Annotated in this window: 21 protein-coding genes; 6 read left to right on the forward strand and 15 right to left on the reverse strand. The window is 39.2% G+C overall.

Annotated elements, in window-relative coordinates; translation table 11 throughout:
* Window positions 1-183 precede the first annotated feature (183 nt).
* Window positions 184-375 carry a hypothetical protein gene (locus FZF09_RS12995; RefSeq protein WP_158737036.1) on the forward strand — a complete coding sequence of 64 codons (192 nt, stop codon included), beginning with the start codon at window positions 184-186 and terminating at the stop codon, window positions 373-375.
* Here the strand turns inward: FZF09_RS12995 and dhaM are convergent.
* From dhaM to ftsW, 7 genes are all read right to left on the reverse strand, one after another.
* A complete protein-coding gene (dhaM, locus tag FZF09_RS13000; RefSeq protein WP_233269492.1) occupies window positions 316-732 on the reverse strand; it encodes a dihydroxyacetone kinase phosphoryl donor subunit DhaM in 417 nt (138 codons plus the stop codon). The two genes, FZF09_RS12995 and dhaM, sit on opposite strands and share 60 nt — an antisense overlap.
* Window positions 710-1339, reverse strand: a complete 630-nt coding sequence (gene dhaL / locus FZF09_RS13005) for a dihydroxyacetone kinase subunit DhaL (protein ID WP_158737037.1) — start codon at window positions 1337-1339, stop codon at window positions 710-712. Before dhaL ends, dhaM begins: the two co-directional genes overlap by 23 nt.
* A 19-nt stretch (window positions 1340-1358) precedes the next feature.
* Window positions 1359-2315 carry a dihydroxyacetone kinase subunit DhaK gene (dhaK, locus tag FZF09_RS13010; protein ID WP_158737116.1) on the reverse strand — a complete coding sequence of 319 codons (957 nt, stop codon included), beginning with the start codon at window positions 2313-2315 and terminating at the stop codon, window positions 1359-1361.
* A 200-nt stretch (window positions 2316-2515) separates the two neighbouring features.
* Complete coding sequence (locus FZF09_RS13015) at window positions 2516-4927, reverse strand: heavy metal translocating P-type ATPase (RefSeq protein ID WP_158737038.1); 2412 nt, start codon at window positions 4925-4927, stop codon at window positions 2516-2518.
* A gap of 92 nt (window positions 4928-5019) precedes the next feature.
* Complete coding sequence (gene copZ, locus FZF09_RS13020) at window positions 5020-5232, reverse strand: copper chaperone CopZ (protein ID WP_158737117.1); 213 nt, start codon at window positions 5230-5232, stop codon at window positions 5020-5022.
* Between the two features lie 76 nt (window positions 5233-5308).
* On the reverse strand, window positions 5309-5608 hold the full coding sequence (locus FZF09_RS13025) for a metal-sensitive transcriptional regulator (RefSeq protein WP_158737039.1): 300 nt from the start codon (window positions 5606-5608) through the stop codon (window positions 5309-5311).
* 204 nt (window positions 5609-5812) lie between these two features.
* Entirely contained in the window at window positions 5813-6958 is a 1146-nt protein-coding gene (gene ftsW / locus FZF09_RS13030; RefSeq protein WP_233269493.1) for a putative lipid II flippase FtsW, read from the reverse strand.
* Between the two features lie 242 nt (window positions 6959-7200).
* Between ftsW and FZF09_RS13035 the strand changes: the two genes are divergently transcribed.
* From FZF09_RS13035 to FZF09_RS13055, 5 genes are all read left to right on the forward strand, one after another.
* Window positions 7201-8100 carry a DMT family transporter gene (locus FZF09_RS13035; protein ID WP_158737040.1) on the forward strand — a complete coding sequence of 300 codons (900 nt, stop codon included), beginning with the start codon at window positions 7201-7203 and terminating at the stop codon, window positions 8098-8100.
* 418 nt (window positions 8101-8518) lie between these two features.
* On the forward strand, window positions 8519-9136 hold the full coding sequence (locus tag FZF09_RS13040) for a sigma-70 family RNA polymerase sigma factor (RefSeq protein ID WP_158737041.1): 618 nt from the start codon (window positions 8519-8521) through the stop codon (window positions 9134-9136).
* The gene (locus FZF09_RS13045) at window positions 9133-9321 is read left to right on the forward strand and encodes a YvrJ family protein (RefSeq protein ID WP_233269494.1); all 189 of its coding nucleotides are present in this window, start codon (window positions 9133-9135) and stop codon (window positions 9319-9321) included. The genes FZF09_RS13040 and FZF09_RS13045 overlap by 4 nt, the downstream gene beginning before the upstream one ends.
* Window positions 9314-9547, forward strand: coding sequence for a helix-turn-helix domain-containing protein (locus FZF09_RS13050; RefSeq protein WP_158737042.1), 234 nt, complete (start codon window positions 9314-9316; stop codon window positions 9545-9547). The genes FZF09_RS13045 and FZF09_RS13050 overlap by 8 nt, the downstream gene beginning before the upstream one ends.
* Before the next feature lie 446 nt (window positions 9548-9993).
* Complete coding sequence (locus FZF09_RS13055) at window positions 9994-10494, forward strand: hypothetical protein (RefSeq protein ID WP_158737043.1); 501 nt, start codon at window positions 9994-9996, stop codon at window positions 10492-10494.
* 115 nt (window positions 10495-10609) lie between these two features.
* Here FZF09_RS13055 and FZF09_RS13060 read toward each other — a convergent pair whose 3' ends face one another.
* The 8 genes from FZF09_RS13060 to phnL all read right to left on the reverse strand — a co-directional run bounded on the left by FZF09_RS13060 (window position 10610) and on the right by phnL (window position 20765).
* On the reverse strand, window positions 10610-12067 hold the full coding sequence (locus FZF09_RS13060) for a CoA-acylating methylmalonate-semialdehyde dehydrogenase (RefSeq protein WP_158737044.1): 1458 nt from the start codon (window positions 12065-12067) through the stop codon (window positions 10610-10612).
* A 17-nt stretch (window positions 12068-12084) separates the two neighbouring features.
* Window positions 12085-13269: an iron-containing alcohol dehydrogenase gene (locus FZF09_RS13065; protein ID WP_158737120.1), complete on the reverse strand. Its 1185-nt coding sequence runs from the start codon at window positions 13267-13269 to the stop codon at window positions 12085-12087.
* Between the two features lie 171 nt (window positions 13270-13440).
* Complete coding sequence (locus FZF09_RS13070) at window positions 13441-15201, reverse strand: sigma-54 interaction domain-containing protein (RefSeq protein WP_158737045.1); 1761 nt, start codon at window positions 15199-15201, stop codon at window positions 13441-13443.
* Window positions 15202-15325: 124 nt separating this feature from the next.
* Window positions 15326-15991 carry a DUF421 domain-containing protein gene (locus tag FZF09_RS13075; RefSeq protein WP_158737046.1) on the reverse strand — a complete coding sequence of 222 codons (666 nt, stop codon included), beginning with the start codon at window positions 15989-15991 and terminating at the stop codon, window positions 15326-15328.
* Window positions 15992-16201: 210 nt separating this feature from the next.
* Window positions 16202-17548, reverse strand: coding sequence for a 3-phosphoshikimate 1-carboxyvinyltransferase (aroA, locus tag FZF09_RS13080; RefSeq protein WP_158737047.1), 1347 nt, complete (start codon window positions 17546-17548; stop codon window positions 16202-16204).
* Window positions 17549-17945: 397 nt separating this feature from the next.
* Window positions 17946-18818, reverse strand: coding sequence for a PHP domain-containing protein (locus FZF09_RS13085; protein ID WP_158737048.1), 873 nt, complete (start codon window positions 18816-18818; stop codon window positions 17946-17948).
* Window positions 18819-18876: 58 nt separating this feature from the next.
* The gene (locus tag FZF09_RS13090; protein WP_158737049.1) at window positions 18877-20058 is read right to left on the reverse strand and encodes an alpha-D-ribose 1-methylphosphonate 5-triphosphate diphosphatase; all 1182 of its coding nucleotides are present in this window, start codon (window positions 20056-20058) and stop codon (window positions 18877-18879) included.
* On the reverse strand, window positions 20055-20765 hold the full coding sequence (phnL, locus tag FZF09_RS13095; RefSeq protein WP_199256789.1) for a phosphonate C-P lyase system protein PhnL: 711 nt from the start codon (window positions 20763-20765) through the stop codon (window positions 20055-20057). Before phnL ends, FZF09_RS13090 begins: the two co-directional genes overlap by 4 nt.
* Between the last annotated feature and the right edge of the window lie 13 nt (window positions 20766-20778).

Below are 20778 nucleotides of genomic sequence, written 5' to 3' on the forward strand. Positions count from 1 at the left end.
TGTTCTCATGTTCGTGAAGCATTTGAATCAGTTCTTCAAACTGGTTTCAGCCAAAGCTTTTTGTACGCAATTTGTTTAGCGTTGCATTCGTTTTAGAAGCAGTGGCCTTGGATTAGTGCCATCCAGTAAGGAAATACTGCTTTTTTTAAAAAAGTAAGAAAGCATAAATATTTGGCGTTTTACATGTCTAGCGCAAGCGCCTACTCGCTCGAGATTCCTTCGGTTCGTCAATGGAAAGCAAAGCTCAGCTTTCCATATGCCGTCCCTCTAGGACTTGTCGCTCGTGAGCAAGGCGCTTGCGCTTTTCTTACTATTTCAGCCATCCATTTTCTTCCACGTTTTTGCTTTTTCTGCGGCGTTTTTAACTTCTTCTAATGAATACCCTAAGCCCGCTTCAACAGCTGCAATATAGGTACCCTCCACAATTGGTGCATCGGCAATTTGTACACTTCCTTCCATATCAGGCAGCATTTCCGCGGCCAGTTCTGCGTTCATAAAGGCACTGCCTAAGTCAAATAAAAGCAATACCCCGGCTTCGTTATATACTTCATTTATCGTTTTTGTAATAATATCTACACTTGTACCGATCTCTTCTTCTTCTGTTCCACCCGCAGCAGCAACTATTACGTCTTTTTGTTTCGTTTGTGAAACTAATTCCACAATGCCTTCTGCCAGCTGTTTACTATGAGAAATAACAACAATACTGACTTTAGCCATTGGCATCACCTTCATTTGTTATACTTCCTGCTAATGCTTCAAAAACAAGATAAGAGGAATAAGCTCCAGGGTCAACGTGTTCTATTGACTTTTCACCAAAATAAGCAGCACGACCTTTCTTGGCTTTCATTTCTTTTGTTTTCTCCATAGCTTCTTTTGCAGTCTTTTTCAGGTTTTCTCTCTCCAGCGGCTGATTGGTTACATATGTATGGACGGGCCCCCATACATCAAGCATTGTTTTATCTCCTTCCTTTGCTTTTCCTCGAGTTTTTATTCCTGCTATGGCAGCTTCTATTCCCTTCCCGAAAGTTTCTTGATCTATCGTTGTCTTTTCTTTCCACTGCTCAGACGCTTTCAAAAAGGCAGTCCCATATAGAGGTCCTGCTGCGCCTCCTACCTTTGAAATAAGTGTCATCGCTACTTGTTTAAAAAGACTGCCGGCTTCCTCAAAACTGTTATCTTCTATTTTATTTACCACTTCTTGAAAACCTCTTGCCATATTATGTCCGTGATCTCCGTCTCCAATCGCCTGATCAAGCTCTGATAAATATTCTTTGTTCTCTTGCATCTTTTCATTTGTGTTAATAATCCATCGTTGTAGTGCCTCTACTGTAAGCTGCATGAGTGCTCCCTCCTGCTGTTTAGTTTAAGTATGATTTCAATTGGTCATCTAATTTTAAAACGGTGATAGAGCAGCCTGCCATTTCCAGTGATGTCATGTACTCGCCAACAAAAGATTTTTGTAGTTGTATTTGTTTCCTTTCAAGAAGCTCTGCCACTTTTCGATGAACAATATACAACTCCATAAGAGGCGTGGATCCGAGACCATTTGTGATCACAGCTGCTTCCTCCCCTGGAGTAAATTCCATTTCATTGAGTAAGTTATTTATCATCTCCTCTGCCAGCTGGTCTGCCTGTTTAAACCATTGACGTTCTATCCCTTGTTCCCCGTGAATGCCTGTACCGATTTCTATTTCGTTATCATTTAGAGTAAAACCAGGTTTACCTGAAGCAGGGACGATACAAGGACTAAGAGACACTCCCATGGACCAGATGTTTTCTGCCGTTTTTTGGGCTATTTGTGACACTTCCTTTAAGCTTTTTCCTTCCGATGCAGCTGCGCCGGCGATTTTGTGTACAAAAATAGTGCCTGCTACACCACGCCGATCTTCTTTGTTGTCTACTGCAATGTCATCTCTGACAATGACTTGCTCCACTTCTATTCCTTCTGCCTGCGCCATTTCTGCTGCCATATCAAAGTTCATTACGTCTCCACTATAATTTTTCACAATAAGTAATACTCCTTTACCGCCATCCACTGCTTTTATGGCTTCAAGAATCTGATCAGGAGTTGGAGAGGTGAACACTTCACCAGCGACGGCTGCATCGAGCATATATTCCTCTACAAAACCAGCATGGGCCGGTTCATGACCACTTCCGCCGCCGCTAACCAGCCCTACTTTTCCTTTAATTGGCGCTTCTTTTCTAACGATCACATTTAATCCCGATAATCTTTTTAATTTTTCAGGATGGGCTGCTATTATTCCCTCAAGCATTTCGTCTACCACATGTTCTGGATGATTAATTAATTTTTTCATATCCACTTTTGGCCTCCTCATTCTAAAACCTCCCCTTTACCAATATTCTATCCCCTGTCTATTGTAACCTTCTATTACATAGAAAAACTTGTTTGACCTTGCACCAGCTCGATCGCTCTAGTAACCTGCTAAAACAATAGTCATAGCGTTATAAGCAGAAAAAATCCCCGCCACTTTTAAGATGACGAGGGGTTCAGTCTTTATGAAAGTTTTACCTTTTGAAGACGCAATGCATTCAACACAACAGATACGGAGCTACATGCCATGGCAGCCCCTGCAACCCAAGGAGCCAGCAATCCAATTGCCGCAATAGGAATACCTAAGGTGTTATAAATAAAAGCAAAAAATAAATTTTGCTTAATATTTCTCATGGTTCTTCTGCTCATTAAAACAGCATCTGCCGCACTGTTTAAATCGCCGCGCATAAGCGTTATATCCGCAGCCTCAATTGCCACATCCGTACCTGTTCCGATTGCCATGCCAATATCTGCCGTCGCCAGAGCCGGTGCATCATTGATGCCATCTCCGACCATCGCCACTTTTTTGCCTTGCTTTTGGAGTTTTTTTATTTCATCACTTTTTTGCTCTGGCAAAACTTCCGCAATGACACGGTCAATACCCACGTGACGGGCAATCGTGTTTGCGGTTCGCATATTATCTCCGGTCAGCATAACCACTTCAAGTCCAGCTTCTTTTAATCGCTTGACGGCTTCTTTTGATGTTTCCTTGACTGTGTCGGCAACAGCGATAATTCCTGCAAATGTGTTTTCATGTACAACAATCATTGCTGTTTTTCCTTCAAGTTCAAATGTCTGCAGTGCTTGTTCTGCGTCTTTCAAACTGACTCCTTCTTTTTCGAGCCATTTTCTAGTACCAATGCGAACCGTTTTGCCTTCTACACCTGCCTGAACACCATGTCCCGGTATGGCTTCAAAGTCTTTTGCATTGAGCAAGTTGACACCTTTTGCTTTTGCTCCTTCTACTATTGCTATAGCTAAAGGGTGCTCTGAAGATCTTTCTAGAGAAGCAGCCAGCTGCAGGAGATCCTCTTCTGTCCAATCTCTTGCCGGAAGCACATTAGTTAGTGACGGCTCTCCTTTTGTCACGGTTCCTGTTTTGTCAAGGACAATGCTTTGAATGTTTTGGGTGTTCTCGAGATACTCTCCGCCTTTAAAAAGTACTCCTATTTCTGCAGAGCGGCCGGAACCTGCCATAATGGACGTTGGAGTCGCCAGCCCTAAAGCACATGGACAAGCGATGACAAGAATGGAAATCATCGGAATCAGTGCACTGCCAAAGTCTCCAGGTGTCACAAACGTAATCCAAATAATAAAGGTTAATACGGCAATCCCGATTACGGTTGGAACAAACACACCTGAAACACGGTCTGCAAGTCGTTGAATATCAGCTTTAGAACTTTGGGCTTCTTCTACTACTTTAACGATTTGAGACAGAGCCATATCTTTTCCAACTTTTGAAGCTTTGATTTGTAAGACACCATTTTTGTTTATCGTTGCCCCGATTACTTCATCTCCCTTTTCTTTATCGATCGGGAGACTTTCTCCTGTTAACATGGATTCATCGACTGCCGATTTGCCTTTTTGCACTTCTCCATCAACAGGAATTTTATCACCAGGCTTAACAATCACTATGTCGCCTGGTACCACTTCTTCAACTGGAATCTCCTGCTCTGTTCCATCTCGTTTTACAACGGCTGTTTTTGCCTGCAAACCAAGCAGTTTTTGAATGGCTTGGGACGTTCGCCCTTTGGCCCGAGCTTCAAATAATTTCCCTAGTACAATAAGCGTAATGATGATAGCTGACGTTTCAAAATAAAATTCCGGCATACCGGTTCCGCCGTTACTCAGCCATGACCACCCTAAATAAATACTATAGAAATATGCTGCAGACGTGCCCATCGCTACAAGCACATCCATATTGGCACTTTTATTACGCAGGGCTTTATATGCCCCTTCGTAAAATTGCCAGCCGATAATAAATTGAACGGGTGTCGCTAGGGCAAATTGAACCCATGGATTCATCAAAATTTCTGGCATCCAAATAAAAGACAGCCATTCAAAATGAGTCACCATCGTCCAGAAAAGCGGAACAGAGAGAATAGCAGAAACAGTAAATTTGATTGTTTGTTTTTGTATTGCTTCGTCTTTTTGAGAAGGGCTTTCGTCGGTTTTTTCTTGGAGCGAGTAACCGATTTTATCAATTGCATCTATCATTTCACGCGGTGAAACATTGTCTGGATTGTATTCTACCGAGGCTGTTTCCAACGCAAAATTTACAGATGCCTCGGAAACACCCACCATGTTATTTAGCTTTTTTTCCACCCTGTTTGCACAAGCCGCACAGGTCATGCCGCTTATATCAAACTCTGTCTTGTCATGAACGACGTCATAACCAAGCTTTTGTATCTTTTTTTCAAATTCCTCTACACTCGTTTGATCTGGTTCGTATTTTATTTTAGATCGTTCCATCGTAAGATTTACATTGACTTCATGCACTCCGTCTATTTTTTTTAACCCTTTTTCAATACGGGAAGCACAAGCGGCACAAGTCATTCCTGAAATTTGCAGCGTTGTTTCTTTTTGTTGAGCCATTTCATACCCTCCTTTTCTCAAGGGCAAATACCCAAAATACCCATACGGTGTATTTATATTTTAAAAAATATAGAACCCGCTTGCAAGGGATTCTAAAATTCTTTAACATCATACCCCTGATCATCAATCGTTTCTACAATCTCTTCTAGGGATGTTTTTTCCGTATTATATTCTATGTCGACCGTGCCTTGCTCTAAATTCACTTTCACATGAGATACGCCATCTAATTCTCCAACACTGCCCTCTACAGTTTTTACACAGTGACCGCAAGACATCCCTTGAACGTTCAACGTTTCTTTTTTCATATTTATCATACACCTCCTCGGTTTTTATGGCTCAATTATACAATACTCCCCATTGGTATAGTCAAGCAATTTGTATTTATTTTATCATTCGTTTAATCACTTCCATCAATTCTTCGATCGATTCTTCCCCCTCGCCGTTTTTTATGGCATTTGCTACACAGTGATTCGTATGATCTTCCACCAGCGCTAAAGATACTTTGTTCATAGCTGACTGAATCGCAGCGATTTGATTTAAAATATCGACGCAGTAACGGTCGTTTTCTACCATATTGTGTATTCCTCTCACTTGTCCTTCAATTCTTTTTAATCTATTTAACAGTTGTTGTTTGTTTGGCTGCTCCGTGCTTTTATGATTCGTATGGGAATGATCTTTCATTTGTATGCCCCTTTCTTTATATATATACACCTACCGTGTATTACAACTTATCATTATCTTCCTGTGACTTCAATTTTTGCAGAAAAACTTCTTCTCTCCAAGTCCTTATGGCAATATACTTTGTTTCTTTCACAAAGTTAAGCTTTTTTAAACTATAAATTGGACCCCGCTTTTAGAGCTTGTCCTAAAAACGAGGCCTGACATTTATGCATTTATAGGCTGGTCCTTTCTAGTTGCTGGATTTTTTAACTGCTGTTGTTTTACTTCTTTAGCAATATTGCCAAGAATGGCAAGTGAAATCATAGAAACTAATAACGAGGAACCTCCATAGCTTACAAAAGGAAGTGTAATACCTGTAATAGGCATGAGTCCGCTGACAGCCGCTAAATTAAAAAATGCTTGGAACAATAGAAAAAACACGATACCAAAGGCTAATAGTTTACCAAATAGTCTTTTACACTTCATCCCAGCAATAAACCCCCGGTAAGCAATAACAATGAAGCAAGCTAAAATATATAGCATCCCAAATATCCCCAGCTCTTCAGCAATAACAGCAAAAATGAAGTCTGTGTGCGGTTCAGGAAGAAAATGCATTTTTTGTACACTTTGTCCTAAACCCGTCCCTGTTACACCGCCGTGAGCCATCGCTACATAGGACTGAATTAACTGATGACCGCTTCCTTGCATTTCATATTCAAATGGGTCCCTGAAAGCAACGAGCCGCTGCATTCGGTAAGGTGCTTGAAAAGCAAGCCAAGTTACTGCCAAAGATGCAAGTACTCCTAAAGTAATAAGATGACGCCAGCGTGCTCCAGATAAAAATACAACAGTACCTCCCACTAACAAAATCGTTGTTGCTGTACCAAGGTCAGGCTGCAGCATGATTAATGTAAAAATAAACACGACAATAATTAAAGGCGGAAGCACTCCTTTAATAAATTGATCAATATACTCGTGTTTTTTAGAATAGACATAGGCTAAGTAAAGAATCACTGCTATTTTCACAAATTCTGAAGGCTGTACTGTGAGCGGTCCTAAGGACAGCCAGCGCTGGGAACCATTAACGCTTGTTCCCATTAAAACGACAAGGATCAATGATATAACAGAAAGACCTACAATGAAAGGGATCAATTTCATATATAAACGATATGGAAAATGCAGTAAAATGAAAAAGAGAAAGAAACCAATGACTAACCAATTCATTTGCCTTTTTACGAAATAAAAAGCATCATCAGCCATATCCAGTCCAAGGGGGAAGCTGGCACTGTAAACCATAATCAGGCCGAAAATCATTAATAAAAAAGCTGCAATCAGCATCACCCAATCATACCGTTGTAATATGTTGGACAAGGAACCACCACCAATTTTTGTTATAAGTGTATCTCTCGGACATCTTAAGATGAGCTTATACTAGTTCTGCCTGCACTTGGCAGAAATGATGCACCATGATTGATTGAAGTTTCCTTTATTAAATTACTAGAAGGCACCGACAGGATCAATCCTCCACAAGGAGGGTTTTTACTGTTAGATTTCCTTTTTCTAAAGAAGTGAAAAGATAATTTTGAGATAACAGAAAGGAAGTAGAAGCTAACATGTCACGCAAACAAGCATACATTTGTGCAGTAGCAGGGGCTGCTTTGTGGGGTTTGATTGGAATATTCGTCCAAGTGCTTTACGATGCTGGTTTTACCCCCTGGCAAACCGTAGCAATCCGTGCCATTTTCTCTGTCATATTAATTGTAGGATATCTCGCCATCTTTAAACCTTCTTATTTGAAGATTAGATTAAAAGATTTTCCTTTCTTTATTGGAACAGGAATTATTAGTATTGTTTTTTTTAATTGGTGTTATTTTACGGTAATGGAAGAAGCAACTGTTTCCCTTGCAGTCGTCCTGCTTTATACAGGCCCCTTATTTGTAACCATTATATCACGATTTTTGTTTAAAGAATGGCTTACGAAACGTAAAATTCTATCGCTTCTATTTACCATTACAGGCTGTGCCTTTGCCGTAGGACTTCTCCCCGCATTTCAAACTAACCTTTCATGGTTTGTCATTGCTGCAGGGATAGGATCTGGATTTTTTTATGCCTTATACAGTATTTTTGGAAAATATGTAAGCAGCCGTTATTCCTCTATGACAATTACTGCTTATTCCTTTATTTGTGCCAGTCTGCTTATGATTCCTGCAGGAGGATTAGCTGAGAATCTGGGTAATCTGTTCAATATGCAAGTTGTTTTGTCTTCTCTTGGTCTTGCCTTCATAGCAACGGTTTTAGGTTACATATTGTATACTTCTGGGTTAACCTATATTGAATCCAGCCGAGCCTCTATTTTAACTACGGTAGAACCCGTGGTCGCTATAACAGTAGGTATGACTATATTTGGAGACACACTTAACCTTTGGCAGCTGCTTGGAGTTATTCTAGTTCTCACCTCCATTTTCTTGGTTGCTGAAAAATCAAATAAAAACACCGCTAAATCTACCGCGTAGTTGTTATGTAAAGCCGTCCTAAACCAGGACGGCTTTTCTAGTACGTCAGGAATATTTAACTTGGTTAAAAGATCAAAGGTATATTGCCATTTGTACTTGGCGGTAAGCCAATTTTTCTAAGATATTCAACATACAAGACGTAGATAATGCCGCCCTTCGCTTAGGATCACAGACAATAGTATAAAGACAACAATGCCTTTCCCATGTATTTAGGTCGGTCATTCATACGTGGTGACTAGAAGTCGAATTAGGTCTAATTAATCAGGAATAAACCATGTTTTTTCTAAATTCCCAAAGAACCTTTTGCATTTTCTTTCCTTATTTGTTTAAAATACAAGAACAAATGTTCGTATATATGGTTGTTTTTAAGCAAAAAATTTATCTATTGAAAGTAACTAGGACAGAAGGGAGGCACAACATGAATAATACTTTTTCAGATTTAAATGGAATATGTCCACGCCTCGACCGCTTTTTAAAAAGCAATACACACTTGTGTCAGAGCTCCGTCTTTCAACAATTTCTCGAGTATAAAGAACACAAACAATTATTCATATCCGCCATTTGTGAACCAAATAGGTCAAATGAAAAAGCATTGGACCAGGCCTTCCGTTCCCATTTTGGCAGTATCAAACTTACTTCTTATATTATAAAAACGCTTCACTGGCATGCTGTACAGTATGATCAGCTTTCCCGTAAATCAAATGAAAGATTTCCGTTAATTCTTGATAGGCCTCTTTCATTGGAACACGACTCTCCTCATCTGCTTGATCAAGTCCGTCTCGGGGATTCTCTTACAGACTATTACTTGGAGGAAAATCGAGCACATTTAGAAGATATTATCGGAACGGATGAATTATATTTGGCCTATCAAACACTTACCGATTACCAAAAAAGTATTATTGAAAAAAGTTATATGCAGGAATGGAAAGACACTGAAATTGCGGCCTATCTTCAAGTTAGTCAACAAGCGGTGTTTAAAACTCGTAAAAAGGCTCTTGATAAAATGAGAACGTTTATGCAGAGGAGGAATATATGATGATGGCTTTTACAAACGCTACTGAATTTGTTCAGCTGCTTGCAAATTTTGGTTTTCCAATAGTTGTTACCTTCTATTTATTGTTTCGTTTCGAAAGAAAGATTGAACAGATGTCTTTTACTCTTCAACAGCTTCATTCCTCTTTTTTACGACCAGACAACAGAAAGGAAGATGACGATGGATAACGTGTTTCAGCTGACCTTAGAAGCAAGACAGCATAATAGTGAGGCTTTGGCTCAGGTAGTAGAACATTTTGAACCTTTTATTCAAAAATCGTTACAGCAAACATCTTATAAAGAGAGAGAAGATTTAAGACAAGTTCTTCGACTAAAATGCATGGAGAGCATCTTTACTTTTCAAGTAGAAAATGTCCCCGGTTTTTGGGATTTCAAAAACGAACTCACACAATAATGATAGCTTCCCATACTTCCCCTCTAAAAGGACAACCAGGGAGGTGAAACAACGTCTATAAAGATATTCGTCCTAGTGAAATTAACCTGCCTCCCTAAATTTTTAAAATAGTAAGTCTTCTAAAATGTTTCACATGGAACAATTCTGGCCCTAAGTCTTACCGTTAAGTCCTTATGATACAGGCTAGAAACAGGAGGTTCTTATTTAAAATACCAATGACAAATGTATTGCAGAAGCGAATCTACTAAAGTTAACTTGAATGGTTTTTACGGTAACAACTCCCAATTTTTAAATATTTATATTTTAATGTTTCGTCACGTTTATGACAAAAGGATTACGACTGTATAACGGTTTGATTAGGACTATTTTTTACCATTTCGAGTTGCTTTATAATATTTAGATATAAACTTTTTGTATGCTGACTTTCATATAAAGGTGTTGGGAGTATGAATCGCAATAAATATTTAAAATGGAGTCTGCCAATATTTATTTTGGTAATCGTAGCTGGGACTGCTTATTTTTTCATTACTCCCATTTTTAGTCATGAATATAAACAGTTAACGGAACGAGTTGAAATTGGGTTAAAATACACAAACCCTGACGAAGCAGTTATGTATGTGCACCCTTACGTGGAAAACCCTAATAATACGTCTGATTTGACATTGACACACAAACAAAACTTTATTAATATTTACGTTCTTGATGAAGAAGGCAATATTATTGAAAATGCAGTTACAGTGGAACAACCGGAAAATAACAACACCGATCTATTACAAACAACACTCAAGCCAGGGGAAAAAGAAAAAAATATTTGTCATTATAAAATTAAATTCTCAGAAGATGCCAATAGTCTTCAACTTAATTTTGAAGGGGAAGTAGAGGATGAGTTTGGATCAGCAGAAATTGAGGAAATCATTGAAATCAATCTTGATTACTTGAATATATAATCACAATCGAACTAGTTTTCAAGCTTCATAGGAAACTAAAGGAGCCGTTCCCTTCTGAGAACGGCTCCTTTATCGTTTTCAAAACAGATCAAAACTCATTAATCATAAATCTGCGTTACCAGCGCGATGTCAGCATTTTTCTCCTTGTGTAAAACTCTACTCCATCCTTTCCATTGGCATGAAGATCGCCATAAAACGAATTTTTCCATCCGGAGAAAGGAAAGAATGCCATTGGAGCTGGCACATTTACATTTACACCTAGCATACCTACTTCAATATCCTCTCTAAATTCACGAACAGCATACCCGCTTGATGTATACAGCACAGAACCATTGCCGAATTCGGATTTGTTTGTAACTTCAATTGCCTCGGTTAAATCTTTTACTCTCACTATAGAAAGGACAGGAGCAAAGATTTCTTTTTTCCAAATATTCATATCTGGTGTCACATGATCAAATATCGTCGCTCCTAAAAAGTAGCCTTCTTCCATATTTTCAGCATCTTTTCTGCCATCACGGGCTAGCTCGGCTCCTTCTTTTTCTCCTTCCTCTATTGCCTCATACACTTTATCTAAATGGGATTGCCTAATAACCGGCCCAAGATTGACCTTCTCGTCGAGTCCATTTCCTAACGTCAGCTGATCTGCTGCTTTGCCAAGGCGTTCTACGACTTCATCAGCAATATCTTCTGTCACTACAACGACCGATGTCGCCATACAGCGCTGCCCTGCACTTCCGAAGGCACCTCCTATAATTCCGTTAATTGTTTTTTCGAGATCACAGTCCCCTAGCACAATGGAATGGTTTTTAGCACCAGCGAGCGCTTGTACTCTTTTCCCTTGGTTCGCAGCTGATTTGTATACATATTCTGCCACAGGCTGAGAACCAACAAAAGATATGGCATCAACTTCTTCATGTTCTAGTAAACCGTTCACCACATCGTGGGCTCCGTGAACAATGTTTAAAACTCCTTCTGGCAGCCCTGCTTTTGTTAACAATTCTGCTAATTTCTCTGCTAATAGCGGAGTTCGTTCAGAAGGTTTTAAAACAAATGTATTACCGCATGCAATCGCAAGCGGGAACATCCAGCACGGAACCATCATTGGAAAGTTAAACGGTGTAATGCCGCCCACTACTCCGACAGGATAACGGTACATACCAGATTCCATGTTCGTTGCAATATCTGGGAGAACATCTCCCATCATTAAGCTCGGTGTCCCGGCAGCAAACTCTACGCATTCAATACCCCGCTGAACCTCACCATAAGCATCATCATAGCATTTACCGTTTTCTTGAGTGATAATTTTTGCAAGCTCCTCATAGTTTTCCATCAGCAGCTGCTGGTATTTGAACATAATACGAGCACGTTTAGGGACCGCGGTTTTTTTCCACGTTTTATAAGCTTTTCGTGCAGATTTTACAGCTTGGTCGACATCTGCTTTTGTAGATATCGGAACTCGAGCAAGTTCTTCCCCTGTTGCCGGATTCGGAACAACCTCGTATGACGCGTTATCTGCTTCCACCCATTGACCATCAATATAATTTTTTAATGTTCTTGTTGTTTGTATTTTCATAACGTATTCTCCTCTCATTAATTGGTTTGACTGATGACGTGTTTTGGATATTGATACGTAAACGCTTTGTGATATAACTTTACAATTTCTTCTTTGTCAGGCACTTTCGGATTATTTGCTGGACTTCCGCTCTCTAAAGCATCTTCAGCCATTTTAGATAATTGGGAATAATATTGTTCTTCATCCACTCCCCAATCTTTCATATTTGGAATATCTAAATTTTTACAAATCAAGAGTACTTTTTCTACTAAATAATTGGCTGCCTCTTTATCTGCGAGCGCTTTTTTATCAGGAAAAACAAATCGAGCTACGTCTGCCAGTCTGCCTGTACAAGAATCCTGGCTGTATTCTAGTACGACCGGCAAAAGCATGGCATTAGATATACCGTGAGGCACATGAAACAATGCTCCAACCGGCCGTGACATACCATGAACTAAACAAACAGAAGCATTGGAAAATGCCATGCCTGCCTGCATTGCCCCTAGCGCCATATTTTCTCGAGCTTCTTCATTCGAGCCATCGTTATATGCCGTTTCCATATTATCCATTATCAGCTTGGCTGCTGATAAAGCAAGCTGATCCGAAAAAGGATGCGCTTTTTTTGAAATATAGGCTTCTAATGCATGGGTCAGGGCATCCACACCAGTGGCTGCTGTTGTCCCTTTTGGAGAAGACATAGAAAGCGCCGGGTCAACAATTGCAATTTCAGGCATAAATGCTGGTTGTTTTATCATCATTTTTACGTCGTTTGATGTATTAGTGATTACGGTAACGTCTGTTGCTTCTGCCCCAGTTCCGGCTGTCGTTGGAATAGCAATAAGCGGGAAAGGATGTTTACTAGCCGTTTTTTTGTTGTTCATGTATTCACTAATGTCTCCCCCGTTTGATGCTAACACTGCTACTGCCTTTGCTGTGTCTAGACAGCTTCCTCCCCCAAGCGCGATAATGACATCTGCCTGGTTCTTTTTTAATAATGCTAATGCTTCTGAGACGTATATATCCGTAGGTTCTGTAGCAACTTCTAAATAGTCTGTATAACCTATACCGGCTTCTTCAAGTGTATGGTGACAGCGTTCTAGATAGCCAAGATCTTTCATGATCCGGTCACTGATTATAAGAGCTTTTTTCCCTAATTTTGCTGTTTCTTCACCTGTTTTAAGTAAACTATCTTTGCCGTAAAACACATGTCTAGGAAAACACATCGTGGAAACACTCACGTTTGCATAACCTCCCTTTTTTTGTTTGGAAGATTATATTGCAAATGTTGTGCCAACATGTAAAAGCGGTTAATAGCGAAAATAAAAAAAGATCAAAGTAAATATATGTATATAAAAATATACAATTTGCCACTTATATGTATAAATATATATACATCAAGGGAGCAAATTGTATTCGTTTAACTTTTTATATAGGGTTGTTCTATGAATACCAAGAGCTTCAGCAGTTTTTGTTTTATTTCCTTCATGCTTTTCAAGTTCTGCTTCAATCAGCTCTTTTTCCTGCAGTATCTTTTTTGACTTCAATGAATGGTCAGCAGTCGAACTGCTTGGTAATACGCTGTTTCTTATATCATCGGGCAAATCTGATTCCTTGATCATCCGGCCTTCGGTTAACACCACAAGCTGTTCTGCTATGTTTGTTAATTCCCTTATATTCCCAGACCACCGATAATTCATTAAGCATTCCATCGCGTGTTGATCAATTTGTTTGACAGAAAGTCCATTTTCCTTAGAAAATTTTTTTACGTAATGACCGAATAAAAGCGGTATATCTTCCGTTCTTTCCCGAAGCGGAGCTATATTAATATTAATCACATTTAATCGATAGTATAAATCCTTTCGAAATTGTTTGTTTTCAACAAGGTCTTTAAGGTTTTCATTTGTGGCCGCTATTACTCTAACATTAAGCGGTATTCGAATATGACTGCCTATTTTCACTACTTCACGCTCTTCAAGAATGCGAAGCAGTTTTGCTTGCATCGGTAAAGGCATCGTACTGATTTCATCTAAAAATAAGGTGCCGTAGTTAGCTGCTTCAAACTTCCCTTTGTGACCGCCTTTTTTCGCACCAGTGAATGCCCCTTCTTCATAGCCGAACAATTCTGCTTCCAAAAGGTGTTCTGGAATCGCTGCACAATTAATACTTACAAATTCTCCTTTTCTTTCACTCATTTGGTGAATAGATTGTGCAAATAATTCTTTACCAGTACCACTTTCCCCGCTAAGCATAACCGTTGCCTTTTTTTTGGCTGCCTTTCTTGCTTTGCTTTTACTGTCCATCAAACTGCCGCTTTCCCCGAGAATCTGTTCAAATGAGTATAGGTTGGGTTGATTTTTCGTATGTGACCTTTCTTCATCTTCAAATGGCGGCACACTTTGCATATTGCCTGCATTTCCAAGAATTCGATACAGTTCACTAACCCCTTCAAAGATGAGCATCCCTATCGCCCCAGTTACCTCTCCATCTTTCCAAATAGGAATACGGTGAACGATCATCTTCTGCCCTTGGATAATTTGAATTTCTCCTTTTTCCGGCACTCCAGACTGAACAGTGATATGAAGCCTTGTATTTTCAATCACCTCTTGGACCGAACGTCCAATCACCTCTTCTTCCGGGGACAGGCCTAGAAAATTTCTGTAGGCACGGTTCATTTGCTGAATAATTCCGTGCCGGTCCACCACGGCAATACCTTCGTATGCACTGTTTAAAATAACATCGGTTATATCTGTATGGTGTTTGAGCGAATCCGATAATTCCTTATACGCCATAAACATGCTTTTGACAGTAAAAACACCGCATACTTTTCCTTTTTCATCAATAACTGGAACAGGCAGGTCTTCTTGGGCTACATCAAAAAAAGAATCCGTTACTCGACAAATCGGAGTCTTTTGTATCATTCCTTCTTTCATTTTTTTCTTAACGTTTTTATCTTTCGAAAGATAAGAACTTACTTGGGAAACAGAAAGCGTACCTATAGGTTCTCTCTTTTCATTAATAAACACGATCTGGTGAAGATCTTCATTGTTTTCTATTTCAAACAGAATTTCTTCTACTTTCGTTTTCCCTGCTTCAAAGGTAATAGCTTTCTCCATCCATTTTTTAATAGTAACGCACTGTTGAATATGTTCCATCATACCGGCCCCCCAAGTATACTCCAGTTCACATATTTTCTATTTTAAAAGCTGACATTCCTGCACAATGACGTACCTGGAAGTAAACAAGTTAATCTCAACTTTTTACATGGGGCCAGTATATAACTCATTTTAGCGTTTGAATCATCAATTCATGTTCTTTCTCCCTAACCACGGCATAATAGATGTCTTCTGTTTTCGCATACCCTTTTACATACAGTTCTTTTTTTAACCAATCTTTGTCTTTATTAATCAGCTTAAGATTTTTGTGCTGCACTCTTCCTTCGACGATCACTGCAATAGGCAGCCCTTTGTAATCAGGTGTAATATTTAAATTCTGAAGTGTAACAGGCGTGACTTCTGGTTTAGGTATGACACTCAGCTTTCCATTTGGTTCTAACAGTACATATTCAATCTCCTTAATATCAGGATAGCCAGCCGTCCGAATACTTGAAAGCAATTCCGCTAAAGAATAACGGCTTTTCTTTAAATTTTTAACACTAAGTTTCCCATGTTTAACTAAAATAGTAGGTTCTCCAATAATAAACTGGCTGAGAGGCTGAACAAGGCTTAATCTTGCAATCAAGCTGTATAATAACCCGATGACGAGAATGCTGATAACACCATGTGAAAAATCCTTTATTTCGATGACACTTAATCCAACATAAGATAAAAAGAAAATCGTGATCAAATCATAAGGCGTCCACTGTGATAACAATGATTTTCCTAACAATCTCATAATCACAAAAATCAATACAAACAAAACGGCTAATTTTAGAATCTCAATCCACATTGTCACCCTCAATTTTTTTAATATGTTGAATCATTTTCTATTTTAAACTTCAATCGTGATATCTATTCTCTATTGGCGGAAGAGAAAAACTTAGCTTGCCACAAGACAAATAACAGAACCCTTCGCTTTATTACTTTATTACAAAGCTCTAAAATAAAAAAAACACTAGTAAAGATTGTCAGCCCTCCTCTTTACTAGTGTTTTTGTGGATTATGAAAAGTCTACCGGCACTCCGGTTTTTTCTAACAGATTATAAAAAGTAGGACATGTTTTTGATACACAGCCAGGATCTTCTACCGTCACACCTGGAACTTTTGTGCCGATTAAGGACAGTGCCATCGCTACCCGGTGGTCATCATAAGAATGAAGAGATGTACCTTGCGGCGTTCCTGGATAAACCTTTAAACCGTCCTGAAATTCCTCAACTTTAATTCCCATTTTTTGCAGCTCTGTGCAAACCGCTTTAATTCGGTCCGATTCATGATGGCGGATGTGCTCAACTTCTGTAATCGTAATAGGCCCATCAGCAAAAGGAGCAATTGCTGCAAGTGTAAGGGTTTGGTCAGACATTTCTTTCATGCTGATTTCAAAGTTCCCTTTTAACTGAGAAACTCCTTGTACTTCAATATATCCTTCTCCTTTGGTCACCCGACATCCCATTTTTTCATACAGATCCACCATATAAATATCAGGTTGATTCGTTTGCATCGTAAGATTATTAATACGGACTCGTCCATTGTTAATAGCAGCTAGAGCCATAAAATAGCTTGCTGTTGAGGCATCCGCTTCTAATGCCATTTCTTTACCGGTATAACCCGATACCGGCACTTTCATATCAGTGAGATCTTCATTATAAACGGCTTCTACTCCGAAATCTTTCATAAGGTCGAGTGTTATTTTTACATAAGCATGCTGGACAATATAGTCAGGTATATTTATTGTCAGCGCTTGTTCTGCATATGTTCCGGCTAATAGTAACCCGCTTATAAATTGACTGGACACTTTACCTGATATGGTTACTTCTCCTCCTTTCAAGCCGTTTGCATGAATATTTAGAGGATAGAAACCTTCTTTTTCCAAATACTCTATTTTGGCTCCAAGCGTTTCCAAAGCTTCCATCAGCGGCTGTACAGGACGCTCACTCATACGCTTACTTGCCTCTACCTTAAATGTACCTGCCTTTGAAGAAGCCAATGCTCCTGGCAGAAAACGAGCAATGGTGCCAGCTGCCCCGATATAAAGGTCTGCCTGTTTTTCCGGCCAGTTTCCTCCGCATCCTTCAATCTTTACTGTATCTCCATCTACCTCAATCGAAATCCCGAGTTTTCGAAGAGCGTCGATACACCAATAAGAATCATCACTTCGTAAAATACCGGACAGTTCCGACGTTCCTTTTGCTAATGCTGCCATAATTAATGCACGATTGGTAAAACTTTTACTTCCAGGCACGGTAATGTTAGTGTTGACCGTTTCATCTTTTACAGGGGATATGTTTACGCTTTTTACATCATTTAAGGCTGCCCATGGGGACCGGGCTTTTAAATCTGGCTTACTCATCCAATCTTCCTTCCTATGTCTATATAATACATTATGTACTAAGTAATGAGCTATTTGTATGGTTACCATTACACCACCTTGTTCATCAATAATCAAGTGTCAATCGTTAAAAGAAAGGTAAAGAAAACTTGGCTAGAGCCAAGCCTTTAGGCGAAGGCGATTACCTAGCTGGACTTATACTGATTTCCTCAAAATGTTGACGACATCGGTGATTCATCCACACTAAAATTTTTTCATTCCTATCAGTGTTAAAAAAACTCGGTTTATCGTCAAGTTTAAATGGCGAAAGGCGTAGTTTTCCTTATACTTTGATCCTTTAACAATTGTAAACTTTTCTGAAGTACCAAAAAGCTCTTCCTCTCATGAGATAGAAGGAAGAGCTGTTAAACTAGACTATTTATAGTTTTATTTCTCTTTTAACTGACTCATCTGCCCGTTTCATTAAATGAACTGCACTTTCTTCACCCGGGCTTTTGCAGCCAAGCGGGTATTCTTGCGACGGACCATACTTGCCATGAAAATCAGAACCGCCTGTTTGAATGAGGTTATATTGCTCTGCATATTGTTTAGCTAATTCTTCGGTTTCTTTGTTATGCAAAGGATGGAAAACTTCAATTCCTTCTAATCCTTCTTCTACCCATTCTGAAATGGCTTCAAAATTATCGAATTGTCCTGGATGAGCAAGCACAGGTACACCTCCTGCTGCACGTATCTTTCGAATAGCTTCCACAGCATCCAAATATTCAATTGACATGTGAGCAATACCTGCCTCCCCATCCTTTTCGTCAGCAGAAAATAATGTTTTATACAATGGACTGTAGATCTCATCCGTATATCCTTTATCAATAAGAGCGTGCATAATATGCTGTTTATAAACAGCTGTGGACCCTTCGGCGTAGGACAGCACGTCTTCCCAGGTAATATCATAACCAGCTTTTATGATGCTGTTCACCATGTTATATGAGGCTTGATGACGTTTTTGCAGCATCGGCTTACAAAATGTTATCAGATCAGCGTTTCCTTGGTTCACATAATAACCTAATATGTGAGCTCTTCGATTGCGTTTAAAATCAAAAGCCGAAATTTCAATGCCAGGGATAATCGATACATTCAATTGTTCTCCAATAATTGAAGCTTGTTCCAAACCTGCTGTTGTATCATGATCGGTGATGGCTAAATGTGTAACACCTTTTTGAGCAGCCAAAGCAATAATTTCGCGAATGCTCATCGTGTTATCTGATATTTTTGTGTGACAGTGTAAATCAATCATTATTTCCTCTCCAATCTAAACCAATAAACGTCTGTTTGGATTAATGGTTATAAAGGTTTTATGTCATTAAAGATAATTGAGATTGATAGACAACATTTCCGTCAACGATTGTATGCTTTACGCGAGGTAAGTTTTCTTCTAGTTCTACTAATATCAAATCAGCCTGTTTTCCTTCTTCAATGCTTCCTCGTTTATCTTCAATGCCGAGTGCTTTAGCTGGATAATAACTCACCATCTTCACAGCCTGTTCAAGTGCCATGCCTTCCCGGTGCAATTTAAAAACAGACGGCAGTAAAGCGGAAGGATGGTAGTCAGAACAAATGATATGGGCCGCTCCGGCTTCTACTGCATCTATGGCACGCATGTTATTGCTATGTGAAAACCCTCTGATCAGATTAGGAGCCCCAACACTTACATACAAACCTTTTTGAATCGCATACTCAGCAGCCTCAAGCGTAATAGGGAATTCACTGATTTGAATCTCCAAATGTTTAAGAACGGAATCAATTTTTTCAATGGAGTCATCATCGTGGGACGCGAGGCATATTCCTTTTTCATTGGCAATCCTGCCTAACTCTCTTAATAATCCCCAATTCACTTTCTCTTTACGTGCAAGCATTTCATTTATGCGTTCTCTTGCATCTTCTTTTGGTATGCCATAAGAACTTGTAAGGTATTTTTGATAGCTGTCTTCCGATTTAAATTGGCCTTGTCCCGGGGAATGATCCATGAAGGAAAGTAAGTCCACTTTTTTTTGGTCTATAAAATCTTTTAAAGTATTAGATCCATTGTTATTGGTTACTTCGTAACGAAGATGAATTCGATTGCGCACCATTGTTGGAAAATATCGTCTTCGATAATCAATGCTGTTCATTAAGTGAATGACGTTGTCATCTTCTCTGCTGCCCGTTCCATCTGATAAAGAAACAGAATGATATATAGTAGTGATTCCGTTACCAGCTAGTTTTCTTTCCATTTCATTCATTGCCATCTCTAAAGGAAAAAATGTATTAGGTCTTGGCTCCATTTCTTTTTCAATAGCATCACAATGCGTTTCAATCATTCCTGGCGCTATGTACATATTTGTTGCATCTAATACTTCTATATCAGATGGAACTTTGACAAACCCCCCTTCTTTGATCATAGCAATGCGGCCATCATGAATAAGGATATCTCCTACGATCTTCTTATCTGTTTTGATAATCGTCCCGTTTTTTAATAATAGAGATTGATTAGTCATGCTTTCACACCTTCCTGCATCATACCCTCTTTCATGTTGTAATGCTGGTCAACCACGCTTTCCATAAACGTAAGGTCATGAAAAATACCGAGCATGCTCGTACCTTCTTCTTTTAATTGTTTAATCATCTCTTTGACAGATTGTTTTGATACATCGTCAAGAGAGGCAGTAGGTTCATCAAGCAGCAGCAGTTTAGGTTTTTTTACCATCGCTTGGGCCAGGTTTAAACGGAGTTTCTCACCCCCGCTAAATGTTTGGGGATAAGCATTCCATAAGGATTTTGCCAATTGAAAGTGGGATAACATATTTTTAGCTTCACTTTCTGCTTTTTCTTTTGGATAACCCATCTCCACTAATGCATTTTGGACAACTTCAAGGGCTGTGATCCTCGGCATTACTCTTAAAAATTGCGACACATATCCTATTTCGTTTCTTCTAATAGCAAGCATTTCACGCTCTTGTGCTTGAGCTAAATCAATTTTTCCATATTGATCTGAAGAATATAATATATTACCGCCCATTGGAACATACGTGCGATAGATACATCGCAAAATGGTAGATTTTCCAGCTCCGCTTTTCCCTGTAATACCTATGAATTCACCCTGGTTGAGCGTAAAAGAGACGTTGCTGCAGCCCATAATTTCTTTATCAAAATGATGCATCTTAAATGTTTTTTTTAAGTTTGCTATTTCTAATAATTGCGTCATTTTCATTTTCCCT

Origin of the sequence: Alteribacillus sp. YIM 98480, from assembly GCF_009765375.1 — a bacterium.
GTDB lineage: Bacteria > Bacillota > Bacilli > Bacillales > Marinococcaceae > Alteribacillus.